13 protein-coding genes and 2 pseudogenes are annotated in these 17,649 nt (G+C 44.6%); 13 read left to right on the top strand and 2 right to left on the bottom strand.

Annotated features, from left to right (window positions below; genetic code table 11):
- Positions 1-182: 182 nt before the first annotated feature.
- From MKY86_RS31435 to MKY86_RS34260, 5 genes are all read left to right on the top strand, one after another.
- On the top strand, positions 183-518 hold the full coding sequence (locus MKY86_RS31435) for a helix-turn-helix domain-containing protein (protein ID WP_076084000.1): 336 nt from the start codon (positions 183-185) through the stop codon (positions 516-518).
- A 121-nt stretch (positions 519-639) separates the two neighbouring features.
- Complete coding sequence (locus MKY86_RS31430; protein ID WP_076083997.1) at positions 640-2,676, top strand: copper amine oxidase N-terminal domain-containing protein; 2,037 nt, start codon at positions 640-642, stop codon at positions 2,674-2,676.
- 495 nt (positions 2,677-3,171) lie between these two features.
- A complete protein-coding gene (locus MKY86_RS31425; RefSeq protein WP_076083994.1) occupies positions 3,172-3,582 on the top strand; it encodes a hypothetical protein in 411 nt (136 codons plus the stop codon).
- Between the two features lie 205 nt (positions 3,583-3,787).
- Positions 3,788-4,492 carry a hypothetical protein gene (locus MKY86_RS31420; protein WP_076083991.1) on the top strand — a complete coding sequence of 235 codons (705 nt, stop codon included), beginning with the start codon at positions 3,788-3,790 and terminating at the stop codon, positions 4,490-4,492.
- Positions 4,493-4,503: 11 nt separating this feature from the next.
- Positions 4,504-5,190, top strand: coding sequence for a CD3324 family protein (locus MKY86_RS34260; RefSeq protein ID WP_076083988.1), 687 nt, complete (start codon positions 4,504-4,506; stop codon positions 5,188-5,190).
- A gap of 106 nt (positions 5,191-5,296) precedes the next feature.
- On the opposite strand, the gene MKY86_RS31410 is transcribed toward MKY86_RS34260, so the two are convergent.
- Together MKY86_RS31410 and MKY86_RS31405 are read right to left on the bottom strand one after the other, a co-directional pair.
- On the bottom strand, positions 5,297-5,827 hold the full coding sequence (locus MKY86_RS31410) for a serine hydrolase domain-containing protein (RefSeq protein ID WP_340827910.1): 531 nt from the start codon (positions 5,825-5,827) through the stop codon (positions 5,297-5,299).
- A 175-nt stretch (positions 5,828-6,002) separates the two neighbouring features.
- A pseudogene (locus MKY86_RS31405) lies at positions 6,003-6,846 on the bottom strand (sialate O-acetylesterase).
- A 222-nt stretch (positions 6,847-7,068) separates the two neighbouring features.
- Between MKY86_RS31405 and MKY86_RS31400 the strand changes: the two are divergent.
- From MKY86_RS31400 to MKY86_RS31365, 8 genes and pseudogenes are all read left to right on the top strand, one after another.
- A pseudogene (locus tag MKY86_RS31400) lies at positions 7,069-7,751 on the top strand (response regulator transcription factor).
- Entirely contained in the window at positions 7,752-8,753 is a 1,002-nt protein-coding gene (locus tag MKY86_RS31395) for a sensor histidine kinase (RefSeq protein WP_076083982.1), read from the top strand.
- Between the two features lie 101 nt (positions 8,754-8,854).
- A complete protein-coding gene (locus MKY86_RS31390) occupies positions 8,855-9,793 on the top strand; it encodes a VanZ family protein (RefSeq protein WP_076083979.1) in 939 nt (312 codons plus the stop codon).
- 24 nt (positions 9,794-9,817) lie between these two features.
- Positions 9,818-10,501: an ABC transporter ATP-binding protein gene (locus tag MKY86_RS31385; RefSeq protein WP_036723022.1), complete on the top strand. Its 684-nt coding sequence runs from the start codon at positions 9,818-9,820 to the stop codon at positions 10,499-10,501.
- Positions 10,498-13,092 carry an ABC transporter permease gene (locus MKY86_RS31380; protein ID WP_076083976.1) on the top strand — a complete coding sequence of 865 codons (2,595 nt, stop codon included), beginning with the start codon at positions 10,498-10,500 and terminating at the stop codon, positions 13,090-13,092. The genes MKY86_RS31385 and MKY86_RS31380 overlap by 4 nt, the downstream gene beginning before the upstream one ends.
- A 248-nt stretch (positions 13,093-13,340) precedes the next feature.
- Positions 13,341-14,117: a TetR/AcrR family transcriptional regulator gene (locus MKY86_RS31375; protein WP_076083972.1), complete on the top strand. Its 777-nt coding sequence runs from the start codon at positions 13,341-13,343 to the stop codon at positions 14,115-14,117.
- A 99-nt stretch (positions 14,118-14,216) separates the two neighbouring features.
- Positions 14,217-15,188 (top strand): alpha/beta fold hydrolase, encoded by a 972-nt coding sequence (locus tag MKY86_RS31370; protein WP_340827716.1) that lies wholly within the window; start codon positions 14,217-14,219, stop codon positions 15,186-15,188.
- A 167-nt stretch (positions 15,189-15,355) separates the two neighbouring features.
- Positions 15,356-17,599, top strand: a complete 2,244-nt coding sequence (locus MKY86_RS31365) for a U32 family peptidase (protein WP_076083969.1) — start codon at positions 15,356-15,358, stop codon at positions 17,597-17,599.
- Positions 17,600-17,649 lie beyond the last annotated feature (50 nt).

Genomic DNA, 17,649 nt, shown 5'->3' with positions numbered 1-17,649 from the left:
AATCTGTCTTATGTTCAAAAATGTATAACGCACGAATCATGGAGATGAGGGCTGAATGACAAAGAAAGAACGCAGTCTTGTATTGCTTGTGATTTCTCATAATATGAGCTAATCTCATGTGATAACGGGCTAGACTTGTATAGGAAACTTGTCTGCACTTTGGACATGGAGAGGTGAATACGGTGATGGATAAGGAAATATTGAAGCAGGTAGGAGCTCGGATACGTGCTCTTCGGAAAGAGCAGGCACTGTCACAAGAGGCGCTTGGGGAGAAGGGCGGATTTCATTTTTCATACATAGGGCAGATTGAACGTGGGGAGAAGAACGTTTCTTTATTGAATTTACATAAGATTGCAGAATCGCTTGAAGTGAATATTATTCAGTTGTTTGCGTACCAGGGTGAAGAGTTCATGGTTACCGCAGCAGAAAGTGATATACAGGATATCGTTAGCATGCTCCGTGAGGCCAATGATGAGAAGATACGTTTGGCTAAAAATGTACTGAAGGAATTATTATAAAGAATATGGGTTAAAAGACTCACTTATTAATGATTGAATATCCCTGCTTCTTCATGGTAATATTTTCACATTACTAGGAATTGAGTTCTATTCCTGGAAAACCACTAGGGGGCAGCATTGAGTGCGAAAAATAGGATTGGTGGCGGTATTGTCGATTTTTATGATGTTAAGCGTGTTTTATTTTCCTGGGCGCTCCGATGCGGCGGATGTTTCCCCGCGCATTAAAGACGTTCAAATGGACACCCTTCTGATGGACGACGGTACGATCTGGCTTAAGCGACCGTGGGCAGCGTCGGGTTATCAGAAGGTGAACGTTGGCGCCTCGGCAATTTACAGTACTGAACGTGCTTTTAGCGAATTCTACGACTATGGAATTTCCAGTAAAGGCGAACTTATTTTATGGAATAACGGTTCTCTTCCTACAGTTGATACAACGCAAAACGATATCAAACTGGTTACGGGGCAATATTATTTGAAAAATGACGGCACGGTATGGAGTCTACAAAGCCGTAAGCAAATAGAGAGTTTAACCGACATCTCTTTGCTTGCAACAGGCTTTCGATCAACGGCTTATGTGACAAATAGCGGAGAGATTCACCACTCTTACGTTAAATATGTGGCAGATAAAGTCGCCGATTCCTCTTCGATTGTGGCATTGAAATTGGTAAGTGATCGTTCACTTGCATATATGGATAATACAGGGAAGGTTGTTTACGTTGATTTGTTGAAGTTTGACTACAATGATGGAGATGTGAAGTACTTCCCTCAAGTTGTCACGACCGACGCAGCCTATATTGAAAGTGCCGGTGAAGATCAGCTTCTTGTTACCAAGAAAGACGGAACGGCATGGCTAGGCGAACCTACCTGGAGTGGCACAAGCAAGTCTTTCCAGTTAGTCACACAAATATCAGGTATCACAAATGCCGTAAAGGTTACACCTTACGAGGGTTCGCTCGCAGACAAGCCTAATGACGAAAAGAATAAATCTATAGTCTCCTCAGTAGGCGGCCAGAAGTGGCTGGTTCTGCAGACGAATGGAAGTTGGAACATCTATGGTGATGGAAGTGTTACGCAAGTCGAACCGCCAGCGGTGTCAGGACTTACGCTCACAGCCTCCAACTCCAAACCGGCGGTAGGAAACACGATTCAATTTAAAATCGTACAAACGTACAACAACGGCTATAAGGAAACTTTGTCAGGCAAGGAAGGCTCTCTTCAGGTTGACAAGCCCTATCTTCTACAGGAACAGAATGACGGCAGCTATAAGGTGTTAGGAGTTGGCGACTCGAAGATAACCGCAACGGCGGCAGGGAATAGCAAAACGATTACGGTATCGGCCAGTCTGGGCGCTAATCTAACTGGAGCGGCGAATACTAATGGAATCGTCATGCTACCTATTAAAAGTGTTTTTAAATCGTTGGGTGGCACAGTTACGTATGATTCCGCAAACCAAAGTTATAATGTCCAAATGGGTTTAACTGCTATACGCTTAACGAATGGACGCAATACAGCTACTGTGAATGGAAAAGAGGTCATGCTGAGTAGTGCCGTTAGCTTAAACAAGGGTGAGGCGGTTTTCCCTGCGGACTTCCTCAAGAAGAATCTCGGCGCGGTGACGCTATGGGATTCGAAACTTAAAGTGATGAAGGTGTCGATCGGTGCAGGGACGCTGGTTGTTGAATCGGCCGACACACCGCAGATTAAAAAGAAGGTCACGCAGGGCAATCTTGCCGGACTAATCGGTAAATCGTATTGGGTCAATAATTATAGCAACTGGGAACGATTCTCTAAGGTGACGGTCACAGATATCCTGCCGGTAGGCGGAGATAACTTTGAGATTGTATTCGCTACCGTTAAAGGCAAGACGTTAAAGTCGGAAGTGACTTCGAGAGGTTTCGTGACGCTCATTTTAGGCGATCCATACACCTTCCTATCTTATGATCCTTATAAGAAATATAATTGGTCCTCATCCACTTGGAATACGATTAAAGCATCTCAAATAGCAATAGGTATGAGCAAGGCGCAGGTGGATTTATCCTGGGGCAAGCCTTCCTCCACATCTCAGGTGGTCTACAGCGAAATTAAAGTAGACGTGTGGAGGTACGGTTACCAATATGTAGTCTTCACCAACGGAATCGTGACACAAATCTATTCATAGTATAAATAAAATGGTATGCACAAATGAATTTATAACAACAGTGGCGGCCTTCCAGGCCGCTCTTTGTTTTCACCGAGAGACTCGTTAAGCTGAACCGTATCATAAGTAGGGGCGAATTTTTCGGAAAATCCCGCAGCAGGCTTGGAACGGAGCCTTAAGGACATGGGTTGAGGCGGGGTCACGCGTAGCAGAGAAGATGGAGCAAACGGACTTTAGCGAGCTTTTTGGAATTACAAAATAATGGAGCGTTATAAATAAAGTACTTTTACGGATTATTATAACGTCATGATGCCATCGACGCAGCAAAGAATGTAATCTCGGATGCAAAACTTGCCGTTACAGAGAGCGCGGAGAACCGTACCATAAGTGACGGCGAAAAATTAATGACTAGTCAAGACAATCAGGCAATGGATTACACAATGGCAATGAAGTACATACATTAAAGAATTATTGTCAGTTCAAGGCCTTACCAGTGGATTACGGAGGTGAATAATAATGGACAGCCAATTAGTTGATCCCTACGAGTTACAGTTACGCAAAGCGCTTAACAAAGTACTTCCGGATGCCTATGAAAGTCTAAAAACCCTCGACCAAATGCCAATTGAAATTGGAATGAAAGTGCTGGGGGTTCTTGTTAATTATGCTTGCGAGAGTCAGAACATAACTGTAATTACTTTAGCAAGAGATGCTATTAAGAAAATACCACTCAAGTGGTTGACACAATACTATCCTGAAGTTGTTAATAGAATTATTGATTGGGCGGACGAATGGCAATACATTAGATTACTAGAAGTGACACGAGAGGTAGCTCCAGAATTATTAAAAGTATTTATTGATCGAGGATTATTATCAGAAAATGATGAAATTCTTGAAACAGCAGAGTATTTTAGGAGCAAGCAGAACTGAAGCTGAATGCATAATTGCAAAGGCTGCCGATTTACTTCGGCGGCCTTCAGTACATATTATAAGTAGGGGCAAGTTTTTTAACCTGTGTAAAGTCGCTTTAAGCCATTGATTGCCTATTCCCTAAATCTATCCAATGCTATGATTTTACATATCAGATGCGCACCTGATGGCAGTGAGTTGTGAATCAAGTTAAGGAGATGAGAAGATGAGTAAAGATGATTTTTTGCGGTCCATGCTATCCGATAAGGTCAACATGACCCCGAATGGGTTCGTGGCCGATCAATTAAGCCCCGAACAATTCAAGGATTGTCACGAGCTGATATTTGACAGTCTATTTGAAATTCATAGTTCTGACATATCGGGATTAGAGGGCTACGGACGGTTCAACGAGGATGGCACACCGGAATATGAGAGTGGCAGAGATTTTCTGACCGACACGTTTGCTGAGGACAAAGAAGGGTATTGGTATAATTGGAGGGAGATGTTCGGAACGACGGTTTTGCAACGGGATTTCTTTGAGCAGTACTACAAAGAGATGGAGGCTCGAATTCCTTATTGCGAGGGCAGACGTTATTTAGTAAATAACTTTACGTTTTTCATCAACATGATTACGGATGGTAAAACCACGGTGGGGTTTCCCGACTGGAGCTACTCTGGCATTGGAGACTGCCTGATCGATTTTGCAATCATGGATTTAAACAAGCCTTATCTGCGAATACCGGAGCTTCTCATGGAGTACTGCAAGAATCGGAAAATCATCATTCCCGACTTCAAGGAAAGGTTCTTATGTATGGCGTATTATAAAGGGATAGATGGATTGCGCTGGCACGCATCGATCGACGATACAGAATCGTGTACAAGTATGATGAAATCTATCGGCGAACTAAAAGATCGAATTTACGCTTTGTAGACGGTGATAATATGAAATATGAGAATGGCAGCGACATCCTTCCAGAGGAACTATTGAGAGAAGTTCAAAAGTACGCCTCGGGTAAACTTCTTTACATTCCCGCGGGAGAGGAAAAGAAAGCTTGGGGTGCAGCCTCCGGTTACCGGGAGCAGTTGCAGAGAAGAAATCGTATGATTCGCAACAAGTACGCCCATGGACGTACCGTGTCGGAGCTTGCTGACGAATACTTCTTGTCTTTGGATTCAATTAAAAAAATCCTTTACTCGAAGAAACAGGCTGACTACGCAGCATATGCCCCGACTATTGAGTCAGCTGTGGAATATGCGAATGGCGGGATACTTGAAGAGTGGATGTACTGCTACTGGCAGCTTTCTAAAAACGCATCTGTCCATACAGAAAATGCCGTTGTAGACCGAATCTATTTTGGGGTCGTAAAGTTTCCATTGCGTCTTATTCAAAGTGATGAAATCGATATCAGTAACTCCCATGTGAATGTAACCGAAGATCATTCCGCTCTACCGCCTCTTATCATTGAGTATCATCAAGGGAAGTTTTACTGTACCGAACAGAAGGAGATATTGGCTGGACTGATCCAACGCAAGGTTAATTCGTACCCGACCATTATCGTGTTGCGGGAGGTTACCGATTATAAGAGGTTTACGAATCATTTTGGAACTGTATTATTTTTCGTCAAATAAAGCATGAAATGGGTCATCCCGCCAAGGATGGCCCTAAAACTTGCCGTTACAGACAGCGCGGGGAACCGTATCATAAGTAGTGCCAAAGCAACAGAGGAATTAATAATTAATTCAAAGAACACGATAAAACATTGTCTCCAAAAGCTTTAATATCCTCCAAGTAGTCGTACCCCGGTGGATTTGGACCTACTTGGTTATACATTCTAACCGCGACTAGCCGATGTTCAGGAATAACCAAACAGGCACAGCCAGTTAGTCCTAGTATTTGGTAGGACCCTGGTGGGAGTGTATTTCCTATTTCAGAAATAGCTCTAGGCGTATCCTGAATCCACCAAGCGAAGCCATTCCTAGGCAATGTATCTTCAAGATTTGCCGGGCTCTGATTGGTTGTAGCTTGTTCTATAACCTCTTTCGGAACAAGCTGTTGTCCATTAACGAGTCCACGGTTCAGGTGAAGATAACCCCAAAAAGCCAATTCACGGGCACTTACAAAAAGATTGGCTACTCCCCCTTGGTCATCAGCATATTCTTCATTTAACCATACTAAATTGTCTTCTCTATTCTTACACCAACCTGTCTCAATGAAATTGCATGGTTTGAAAACATATTGTTGCATTGAATTTACATAAGATTGCAGAATCGCTTGAAGTGAATATTATTCAGTTGTAAGGTACGTGTGGCAAAAAATGTACTGAAGGAATTACTATAAAGAATCATTATGAATCAAGCCTATCTATTCATAGTATAAACAACAGTGGCGGCCTTCCAGGCCGCCCTTTGTTTTCGCCGATAGACCCTTTAAGCGAAAGGGATCAGGGCTGCATAACCTTCATCATCTGCGCCTCGAATTCGGCGTAAGTAATTTTACCCAAAGCCAAATCCATGCTATGAAGGTAGATCTGTTCTGTTTTCGAATAGTCGCGCTCTACTTTCAGCGATAACTCCTCGCCCGGGAGGGGCTCCAAGACATGACACTTGTTCGAAAAAGCTTCGAAATAGCGGTAGCCGAATTTGCGCTGCGATACCGCGTTTATATGAATTCCATCAGGATTCGCGGTTAACTCTGCCGCTGTTACAAAATAACAATTTGGCTGTTCGTTAGCGAAGCGCTGCAATTGTTCATTGATCTGTCTATACTCTGTTGCTTGCTGATCCAAAACCAGTCTTCCCAAGGAAATCACCAAGTCCGCCAATGATCAACGGCACCTCATCAAGCTTCAATTCGTTTCTTAGGGTCTCGATGATCAGGGTTAATTTCTCGTAATAAGTTTCATGCAGCGAATGATAACTGTCGCTCTCACCCTGGTGCCAAAGAATTCCGGAGATTTGACTGGACCGCAAGGCGAAGCGGGCTTCGGACAAAGCATGCTGAAAAAGGATGCCCTCCGGATGCCAATCATTCAAAGAACTGCCGCCTTCTGCACAAGGAATCAAACCAATTTCTTCATTAGGATTGGCGTTCGACCAGGCATCGGCGAAAGACGCCGCCAGGCTTACACCGGAGACCGGACGGTCATAATTAATCGGCTCTGTCATCATCTGCCACTGTCCATTCCGCAGCATTTTGATTTTTTCATTATATATAGGGTCGACTTCATGCAAGAATCCACGGCCTGCCATATTAGATTGACCTAACATTAAAAATGATTTTATCATTTAATCCTCATTCCTTTACCTAACTATTATAGACTAATTGGATCATTGCTGTGGAATTAAGGAAATCTATTTTGAGAATGTGGTTAGAAGAAATCAGAATGATTATAATGAGCAAGAAGGGCAGCTGCTAATCGGAGGATATGGCGGCATTTATCACTATAAAGAAACGAATCCGTGGAATTCATTAATTGTTCTAAAATCAATCATAAGGATGACCTTCAGATGAAAATATTATTAGTTGAAGATGATAAGACGATCGCGTCGGGACTGGAATATTCGCTGCAGCAAGATGGTTATTGGACCGTTCTCTGCCTGATGCCGCTTCAGCCCGAAAGGTGCTCGCCGAAGACATCGATCAGTTCACTTTGTGCCTGTTCGATTTACAGCTTCCAGACGGAACGGGCTATGAATTATGCAAGATGGTGAAGGAACGACGGGATATCCCGGTCATTTTCTTAACAGTGATTGATGATGAGGTCAATGTCGTGATGGGACTCGATATGGGAGCCGATGATTACATTACCAAACCTTTTCGGGTTCGCGAGCTTCTCTCCAGGATCAAATCCGTCTTGCGGAGATACCAGAAGCTGTCCCACGCCGGAGCGGTCATCGACATTGACAATGTGCGCATCCATACGCTGGAAGGCAAAGTATATAAAAACGGTGACGAAATTTCGCTAACCGCCTTGGAATACCGCTTATTGCTGATCTTTGGCAACCACGTTGGACAGGTCCTCACCAGGAATCAGCTCTTGGAGCAAATCTGGGACGTGGCCGGCGACTTCGTGAATGACAACACGTTAACGGTTTATATCAAAAGGCTAAGGGAAAAGCTGGAGGATAATCCAGAGCAGCCGGCTCTGATTAAAACGGTACGCGGTTTAGGCTATAAGGTTGGTGATTAGATGCTGCGCAATCGGGAAAATCGAATATTATTACTCGTCATGGGCTCGATCAGCTTATCGGCGATCGTCATTGCTGCTTTCATTTCGTCTGCCGCCGCAGCCCTGGTTATTATTTTATCCGTGCTGCTTACCGGCACAGCTATATTATTCACAAAACGGAGATATTACGAGCTGGAGAAGCTGTCCGTCTATTTGCGGAAGATTAGCAGCGGACAGGCCTCCCTTGACCCTCGCGATAATCAAGAAGGTGAGCTTAGCATCTTAAAGAATGATATTTACAAGGTGACACGCATGCTCTCCGAGCATCGTTCGCTATTGCAGCAGGATAAGCTTCAACTGACCGATGCCATCTCCGATATTTCACATCAACTCAAAACACCGATCACCTCTATGACAGTCATGGCAGATCTGTTAAGCGCCCCTGATCTGCCTCCACTCAAAAGAACGGAGTTCACCCATCATATCCGCATTCAGCTTGAACGGATCGATTGGCTTGTTTCTTCCTTATTAAAGCTAGCGAAAATGGATGCGGGAACTATCCCGTTCAAAAAAGATCGAATACACATGAAAACCCTAATCCAAAAGGCACTGGAGCCGGTTATGATTCCGATGGATATTAAGGGCCAGACCGTTTCCATCATAGGGGATGATAACGTCTCTTTTGACGGCGATTTCCATTGGACTGCTGAAGCGGTTATCAATATTTTGAAGAATGGAGTGGAGCATACCCCTGAGGGCGGTGCGATTACCATCACATTTTCCGACAATGTGCTATTTACGGAAATCGTTATTGCTGACAACGGAGGGGGCATTCCGAAAGAGGATTTGCCTTATATATTCAAACGTTTTTATAAAGGAAAGAATGCTAATGAAGGAAGCATCGGTATAGGGCTTGCGATGGCTCACAGCATCATTGCAAGCCAGAACGGCGTGATTGATGTAACGAGCGACAGCGGGACCGGTACAGAGTTTCGGATCAAATTTTATAAGCATGTCATTTAACAGCACTCCGTAAGTGACTGAACTGTCACCTCCAAAGTCACTGTAAAGTCATTTTAGACAGATAAAATGATATTCATCAGATGAACGATGGAGGTACAACCATGCAAATGAAGCAGCAGCGCAAAATTACTTTTTTCATCACGATAGGCTACACCCTGATTATTCTTTATTTTATGTTTTTTGCTTTCGGCAGAGCGGATACTGTAGATCAAACCAGTCAGTACACCTTTATTTTTTTGCCGGACGATTTTTTTAGGGTGCCGGGTCTTTCCGATCTTCTACATCCGACACTGATGGACTTGGTGGGTATTGGAAATATTGCAGCCTTCATACCTATTGGCATACTGTTTCCGTTGTTATACCGCACCAGCTTTGTTCGCTTCATGGCAGGGTTTATCCTGTCCATTCTTGTGCTGGAGACCATCCAGGCCCTAACATTCCTCGGCAGCTTTGACATGAACGACGTCATAACGAACTCAGTGGGCGCTGCTATTGGATTCGGGGGCTACAAGATTGGCTTCCGTACAAAAAACTACTGGAGAAATATCACTGCTACGGGAATTGCCAGTGCTGTATTAATGCTCGGCGTGTGGGGGGTCTTCGGAGTAGTTGATCAAGTGTTCACCAAAGAGTTGGCCCCTTTTGTAGCGATAAACGAATGGAAAGATAGCACCGGAAATCGATTAACGGGAATCAAACAGGACAGTCTTAAGATTGGCGGTCAAGACGTGACACCTAAGTATAATGTGTATGGCACCGAAGGTAAAAAGAAGGAAACCTATACGTATTCGCTAGACAATAAGGGAGAACTGTATCTTAGCTTGAATTATGGAATTCCTGATCATAAGGATTTTCAGGGCAGCCTAAAGGTTACCGTTGACGGGCAGGAGCTCCTGTCTGTATCTGCAGAAGATCAGCTCCATGAGCCGGATAATAGGATCCTTCATCTCACCGGGGCTAATGAGCTTAAGATAACCATTGAGGGGAATGAAACCCTTTGGGATGTTGGATATAGAGAGATGGTGTATACCTGGAATTGAGCATCTAGGGAAGGAGGGATGGCAATGGAGATTTTAACCATTGAAAATTTGTCCAAAATATACGGCACAGGCGAATCAGCGGTGAAGGCGCTTGATGATGTTTCTTTTTCGGTCCAAAAAGGTGAATTCGTCGCAATTATCGGACCTTCCGGATCGGGGAAATCGACACTCCTTCATATGCTGGGTGGTGTGGATCGACCGACTGGCGGGAAAGTGTATGTTCAGGATACGGATATGTATACCTTGGACGAAACGCAGCTGGCTATCTTCAGACGCAGGCAAATCGGGCTGATCTACCAGTTTTTCAATCTGATTCCCGTCCTGACGGTGGAAGAGAATATTACGCTGCCGCTCTTGCTGGATCAACAAAAGGTAGATCAAAAGCAATTGGCTGATCTTGTGAATACGCTGAATTTGCAGCATCGATTAAACCATCTGCCGAATCAGCTATCCGGTGGACAGCAGCAGCGTGTCTCAATTGGCAGGGCGATCATCGGCAATCCTGCGATCATGCTGGCCGACGAACCCACCGGGAATCTGGACAGCAGGAATAGCAGCGAAATCATCGTTTTATTGAAAATGCTAAATAAGACCTATCATCAGACACTGATCGTAATCACGCATGACGAACGGATCGCCCTGCAAGCCGACAGAATCATTTCGATTGAAGATGGGAGGATTGCCAAAAACGAGGTGATCAGGCGATGAATATTGTCAACACATTAACCATCCGGCATCTGAAGCAGAACAAGAGACGAACACTTGTGACTATTTTTGGCGTAATTATTTCGGTATCCATGATGACCGCTGTCATTACGCTTATTTTTTCCTTTGCGGATTTAATGATTAGACAAACGATCTCAGATACAGGGGAGTGGCATATTCAGTATCAGGATATAACCAAGAAACAGCTTGCAGCGATACAGGGCGATGATGCAACCAAAACGGTTGCCATCACAAGAGACCTTGGGTATGCCCCATTAGAAGGGGGACAAAATTCCAATAAGCCGTACTTGTTCATTAAGGAATATGATGTGCAAGGGTTCACACAATTTCAGATTGAAATAAGCAAGGGACGTCTTCCGCACACGGACAAGGAGGTTGTGATCTCCGAGTCTGTTGCAACAAATGGCAAAGTGAAGTACGAAATCGGTGACCGTCTAACGCTTCGCGTCGGCGACCGATTCGAACAAGGGGGCGATCATCCCCTGGATCAGACGGCACCGCTGCGCAGGAAAGACGGCACATTGACCGAGACATTACAGCATAGCGTAATTAAGGATTATACGGTGGTAGGTTTCATTAAACGTCCGGTGTCGGAAACGGCTTGGGCCCCGGCTTATACGATCATTAGCTATGTCGATGATCAAATCATCGGGGGAGAGGATCGGGTCGATGCGTCGGTGGTCTTGAAGCAGGTCAATCCGTTCTTGTTCGCACATGCGGAGAAGCTGGCTGAGACAAACCAAATTCACACTGTCCAATATAATAACGATTTGCTTCATTATTATGGCTTGTCCAGCAGCGGAGCCTCATCCAGCATGATGTTCTCATTATCGGCAATCCTTATGGGGACCATTATCATTGGCTCGGTTGGACTCATCTATAACGCCTTTGCGATATCCGTCTCGGAACGTTCCCGCTATTTAGGGATGCTCGCGAGCGTGGGGGCGACGAAAAGGCAGAAGCGAAATTCCGTATTCTTTGAAGGGATCATCATTGGTTTGATCAGCATTCCTATTGGCATCTTATGCGGTCTTGCCGGCATCGGAATCACCTTCTCGTTCATGAACACAATGATTGAAGGGGCATTATGGACCAGTGAAAAGCTGAGGCTGATCGTCACGCCGTTATTGCTCTTGATGACTTGTCTTGTTTCGATGCTGACGATTTTCGTTTCGGCGTATCTCCCGGCGGTTAAAGCCTCCAGGGTATCTCCCATGGACGCGATTCGCCAAACCACTGACGTAAAGCTTACGGCCAAAGCAGTGAAGACATCGAAGATCATTCGTAAGCTCTTCGGAATTGAAGCAGAAATCGGACTGAAAAACTTAAAAAGGAACAAACGAAGACATCATGTTATTCTTTTTTCGCTTGTCATCAGCATCGTTTTGTTTTTGACGATATCGTTTTTCACGGCTGGCCTGACACAATCTCTGGCATTGTCGCTGGAAGGCATCAATTACGATATTGAAGTGTCGTCCAGTAATGGCGAAAGACTAGATGACCGGTTGATGCAATCGCTTGTATCTCTGGATGGCGTCACGGAATACAGCGTCAGTCATGAGTTAGTCAGGAACGCTTGGGTCGATGCAGCAAGCATCGCCGACGAATTGCAGGAGAAGGTTAAGCAGGATAAGAGTATGCTGCAAGACGGGAAATACCCTTACGAAATTAAGCTCTATGCACTGAATGATTCGAGCCTGCAAGCCTATGCCAGAGCGGCTCACGCAGATTACGAACAGCTTACGGATCTGGATCATCCCGCCGCAATCGTGATGGATACGATTCATTACAAAGATATAGATACGGGAAAATATATTCAGACGAAGTCCATATATGCGAATATCGGACAACCTATCGAGCTAACGAGTTTTTTTAAAGCGAGCGGGGAAGAAACGAAGGCAAATCAAGTGATATTTGCCGCCGCATTGACGGATAAGGCACCGATGGGGATAAGCCCGGTAGGCGTAGGCGGGTTAAATATGATCGTGTCGGAACGCGTCATGAAGCGGCTGGCAGACGGCGAGGAGCTGGCTAACGCTCCGATGTACCTCCATTTGAAAAGCACGGAACCGGTGAAAACGCAGCAGGAAATTGAAGCGATGAACGAGACCCATCTGAATGTCTACAATGTATATCAATACAGAATAAGAGAAGAACAACAGATTCTGCTGATGAACGTCTTTTCTTACGGATTTATCGTATTAATCTCTGTGATTTCCGTTGCGAACATCTTTAATACGATCTCAACGGGGCTGGCTCTTCGCAAACGGGAATTTGCGATGCTGAAATCCGTAGGCGCGACGCCAAAGGGGTTTGCCAAAATGCTGAACTATGAGAGTGTTTATTATGGGGTCAAGTCGCTCTTGTATGGGCTTCCTCTCAGTTTCGCCTTGATGGTTCTGATCTATAAAGCATTTGCGAACAAATTCAGCTATGGGTTCACCCTGCCCTGGATGAGCGTTCTGTCTGTCATTGTGTGTGTATTTGTCATTGTCAGCTCTGCGGTTGTTTATTCCGGAGCTAAAATAAAAAAGGAGAATATTATTGATGCATTAAAGCAAGAGAATATATGATTTACTTGGGATACAGCAACCATCTTTAAAATACCCTGCAATGCTTGCCTAAGTTTGCAGGACTATGCGTGAGGACAATGATGAAATGTAGTTTTTTAGCCTGTGTAAACAGCATATTGATTCCTGTATTGTTATAATTCCAATTCGATCCCCACCCAAAATTGACATAAAGCCCTATAGTAAATATAATAAACGCATACTAATGAGTATGCGTTTATTATATTTGTAATTAAAGGGACGAGTGCGCCATGAGCAGTTATGACAAAATTATGCGGGCTGTTGAGGAGCTTGCTGCCCAGTATCCCCTGGATCAGATCAGCTACTCCAGTATCGCCAAAAGAGCAGATGTCCATTGGACAACTGTGAGAAGACAGCTGGGCAGCAAAGAAGAACTGCAGGAGCTGCTATCCCGCTGGCAGGAGCAGCAAGGGAAGCTGCATTCCGATACGCGAACCCGGGTGATGGATGCAGCGATTAAGGTGTTTGCCAGGCATGGGTATTCCGGCGCAACCCTGGATCAGGTCGCACTTGAAGCGGGGCAAACAAAAAGCGTGGTGTACTGGCATTTCACCAACAAAGATGATTTGTACCTGGCTGTGTGTGAGCGGAATCTGAAACAGCAGACGGTGGCGCTTCCAAAGCAGATTCGTGAGATTGTTCAGTCAAAGGACCGGGTGCAGGCCTTGGCTGCATGGCTGCAGAGGCATATAGAGGAATCTATTTTGTTGCCGCGGCGGTCCTTATTGTTCTTTGATGTGTATACCTTGAGCCGCGAACCTGAGACCCGGGAGAAGATTAGTGGACTGTTCGAGATGTTTAACGAGACCATCATTCAATTGTTCCAAAACCTCCAGGAGCAGGGGATTATCCGAAAAGATATGCAGGCGCAGTCATTGGCTGTATACGTGCAAACAGTTCTTAGCGGCCTTGTGCTCCCCTTGCTCATGGAGCCTAGGGATAGAGGAATAGAGGAAATTGCACGGGATACGGCGCAATTACTCTGGAGCAGCTTGACCATAGCGTAAAGACTAGGGCTTCATCTGGGGGAAGATAGAAGCCCTATGTTATAGCTTATACGTACTTAATAGTATGTTAGTATCACAATTAGAGGGAGGCTGATTGTTGTGCTGATCGTTATCATCGCGTTGGTGATGTTACTTGTTGTATATCTATACAACCGTTATAGCTACAAGAAAAGGGAGAGCCGGTTCCCCCCGGCGGGGAAGTTTGTCAGGGTCAATGGCCTTCCAGTGCATTATCTGGATGAAGGTGAAGGGAGGCCGATTGTTTTCTTGCATGGGGGTGTCCTTCGCGGTGATGACTTTGGTAAGGTAATGAAGCTTGGGACATCCAAAGGATACCGCACGCTGGCTCTCGACCGCCCCGGATACGGCTATAGTCAGCGCCCGCAGAGCGGGAGGGCTCCGTTTGCCCTTATGGATCAGGTACAATGGCTCCATCTGGTTTTTAAGGAGATGGGTGTGGAGAAGCCGGTTCTGGTCGGCCATTCCTGGAGCGCGCTATTGGTGTTGACGTATGCGTCCTTATATCCCGATCAAGTGGCAGGGGTGGTCACGGTGGCGGGCGGGATGTATAAGGAAGGGTATCCGGCTGAAAAGGGAGATCCCCTCTCCCGGTTGGTGATGATGCCTGTTGTGGGACATGTGATGATGAACATTTTGTTCCCCTTGGTGGGCAAAATCATGGTGCGGAGCATAATGAAGGCCACCTTTGCGCCGGAGCCCGTTCCGGCGGATTACGAGGACGAGGTCTATGCCTTATGGCTGAGACCAGCGCAATTCAGAGCGAACCGGGAGGATGTGCTTCAATTTGTCCCGGCGGCAGAATATATGAAGCAACGATATTCCCAGATACAGCTTCCAGCAGTTATACTGGTTGGCGAACGGGATCCTTTCCCGACGAGGGAGCATAGCTTTAAGCTTAACCGCGCACTACCTCATGCTGAGCTTAAGGTACTGCCCACAGCGGCGCATATGATTCCGCACCATCAGCCAGAAGAGGTAATGAAGGCCGTAGATACACTCATGGAGAAGTTGAAAAAAGCGGAGCTTGCTGAGATTTATCCTACACCGTAACTATTGTAGAGAGCGATCATATGGCCATTCCGATTCCGTCCATATATCCGTAACAAGCTGCAAACCATTGGTTTGTGCTATTTGCCGTAGCTTAAGTGTAGCTCTTATTCTATGATTAATGGTGCTGATTTTGAGCGGTTATTTGAAGTAGGAGGTAAGGATCATTTATGACTGAATTATTAGCGCCAGCAGGAAATATGGAAGCTTTGAAAGCTGCAATATCTAATGGTTGTGATGCAGTATACTTAGGCATGCAAAAATTTGGTGCACGCGCCTATTCATCTAATTTTGATGTAGAATCGTTAAAAGAGGCTGTTACGTATGCGCATCTGAGGGACGTTAAAATCTATGTTGCCATGAATACCATCGTGTTCGAAAACGAAGTGGAAGAGATGAAAGAGCAGATCCGCGAATTAAATGAAATCGGCGTGGATGGCATTATCGTCCAGGACCTGACGGCCTTCGATTATATTGTTAAAAACTTTCATGATATGGAAGCACATTGTTCCACTCAGATGGGAATAGACGATGTAGACGGAACTTTATTATTCAAAGAACTTGGTGCGAAAAGAGTGGTTCTGTCCCGTGAGGTTAAGATTGAAACAGTCAAAGAGATCAAAAGAGTAGCTGACATCCCTTTAGAAATTTTCGTTCACGGTGCTTTATGTGTATCTTATTCAGGAAATTGTCTAATGTCAGGATTAAGCGGCTTTCGGTGCGCCAATCGCGGAAGATGTGTGGGTTCATGCCGTAAGGAATACGAACTAATCGATAAGACAACAGATACCTCTTTAGGGAAAAGCTATATTCTATCTACTAAGGACTTAAACACCATCGATTATATCGACGATTTAAAAGAAATCGATTCTTTAAAAATAGAAGGCCGAATGAAAGTGCCTACGTATGTGGCTAATGTGGTATCCAAATATCGCAGGGCTTTAGATCATAAAATCACCGAAGCAGATAAAGAAAATCTGAAGAAGACATTCAATCGGACCTTTACTAAAGGATATTTGTTCCACGAAGACCGGAGGAATATTACAAACATCTCAAGACCTAATCACTTTGGTTATGAGATTGGAACCATTAGCAGGATTGAGAAGGACAGGTATGAAATCACACTTACACGTACTTTAAATCAAAATGATACAATCCGGATAAGCCATAACAATGAAGATGTTAATTTAACGGTTGCCAAGCTATACAACAAAGACGGCGACTTAATCAACACAGCAGATGATGTCTGCTATATCAAAGTCAAAGAAAAGATGTCTGCGGGAGATATAGTCTATAAAACGAAGGATTATTTCTACCACAAAGAATTAGAAGCGTCACTGGAAAAAGAATTTAAGCGGTTCAACCTAGATCTTAGCGTATATGCATATCCAGATTCAAAGCTTGTCATAAAGGCGGAGGGCTTAGGCTTTAATTATTCCTATGAAAGTGAGGAAATATTAGGCGAAGCCATTAATAACCCAACCACCAAGGACCAGGTCATTAAACAATTCTCCAGATTAAACGATACGATATTCGAGCTTCATCAGGTCGATTATGAGGAAGGTAATGCGTTTATTCCAGCCAAACTGTTAAATGCAGCAAGAAGAGAAATTGTACTGGGCTTATATGACTTGAAGCTCAACAGCCAGAAGAAAAGAACCAAGACTGTGTCTGCCAAAGAAAAAATAAGCTTCGACCCTGTAACACCATACCTTACGGCCTCTGTAACGAATCAGGAACAGTATGATGTTTGCGTGAGCTGTGGAATTACGGAAATCTATTTTGACAATGTGGTTAGAAGAAATCAGAACGATTATCAGGAAAAAGAAGGACAGCTGCTGATCGGAGGATATGGCGGAATTCATCACTACCGAGGAACCAATCCGTTCGTTACGGACTATTCTCTAAACGTTATTAATGCAACTAGCTGCTATGAACTATATAAGTTAGGTGCCAAGCGAGTCACTTTATCTTATGAAATGAATAAGAGCCAAATGGATGATTTATTGAATGCCTATGTTGAAGAAAATGACGGCTATCCTGCGCTGGAAATGATCGTATATGGCAGGTCTCCGTTGATGTTCACCAAATATTGTCCGATGCGAAAAATGAATCAATGCAGAGTGTGCAGAACGAAAAGCTATGAGTTAAAAGATGAACAAGGAACGTTCCCTATCCTTTCCCATGAGGATTGTACAGCGACACTCCTTAATGGGAAGACACTTAATCTTCTGGATGAGCTGCCAGACCTCAAAGGAATCGAGGCGCTCCGGTTAAACTTCACCGTTGAATCTAAAGAGCAGGTTGTGCAAGTCATTCATATGGCCTCAGGCAAATTAAACGGCTCAATGAGTAATGCTGTCTTTAATCCGGAAACGGACACAAGAGGGCATTATAATAAAGAGATTGTGTAGGCAGTTTGAAAGACGGTCATTCGAAGACAAGCTCGCAGGAGCCTATATTT

This window comes from Paenibacillus sp. FSL R7-0333 (assembly GCF_038000365.1).
GTDB lineage: Bacteria > Bacillota > Bacilli > Paenibacillales > Paenibacillaceae > Paenibacillus_AQ > Paenibacillus_AQ silagei.
This window is presented reverse-complemented; position numbering and strand designations above follow the sequence as displayed.

What these genes read in the sequence shown, in the direction of transcription:
- MKY86_RS31380 (WP_076083976.1), top strand. Translation starts at nt 10,498, where the DNA reads ATGAATATTGTCAACACATTAACCATCCGGCATCTGAAGCAGAACAAG.
- MKY86_RS34260 (WP_076083988.1), top strand. Translation starts at nt 4,504, where the DNA reads ATGAAATATGAGAATGGCAGCGACATCCTTCCAGAGGAACTATTGAGA.
- MKY86_RS31385 (WP_036723022.1), top strand. Translation starts at nt 9,818, where the DNA reads ATGGAGATTTTAACCATTGAAAATTTGTCCAAAATATACGGCACAGGC.
- MKY86_RS31365 (WP_076083969.1), top strand. Translation starts at nt 15,356, where the DNA reads ATGACTGAATTATTAGCGCCAGCAGGAAATATGGAAGCTTTGAAAGCT.
- MKY86_RS31420 (WP_076083991.1), top strand. Translation starts at nt 3,788, where the DNA reads ATGAGTAAAGATGATTTTTTGCGGTCCATGCTATCCGATAAGGTCAAC.
- MKY86_RS31395 (WP_076083982.1), top strand. Translation starts at nt 7,752, where the DNA reads ATGCTGCGCAATCGGGAAAATCGAATATTATTACTCGTCATGGGCTCG.
- MKY86_RS31425 (WP_076083994.1), top strand. Translation starts at nt 3,172, where the DNA reads ATGGACAGCCAATTAGTTGATCCCTACGAGTTACAGTTACGCAAAGCG.
- MKY86_RS31390 (WP_076083979.1), top strand. Translation starts at nt 8,855, where the DNA reads ATGCAAATGAAGCAGCAGCGCAAAATTACTTTTTTCATCACGATAGGC.
- MKY86_RS31375 (WP_076083972.1), top strand. Translation starts at nt 13,341, where the DNA reads ATGAGCAGTTATGACAAAATTATGCGGGCTGTTGAGGAGCTTGCTGCC.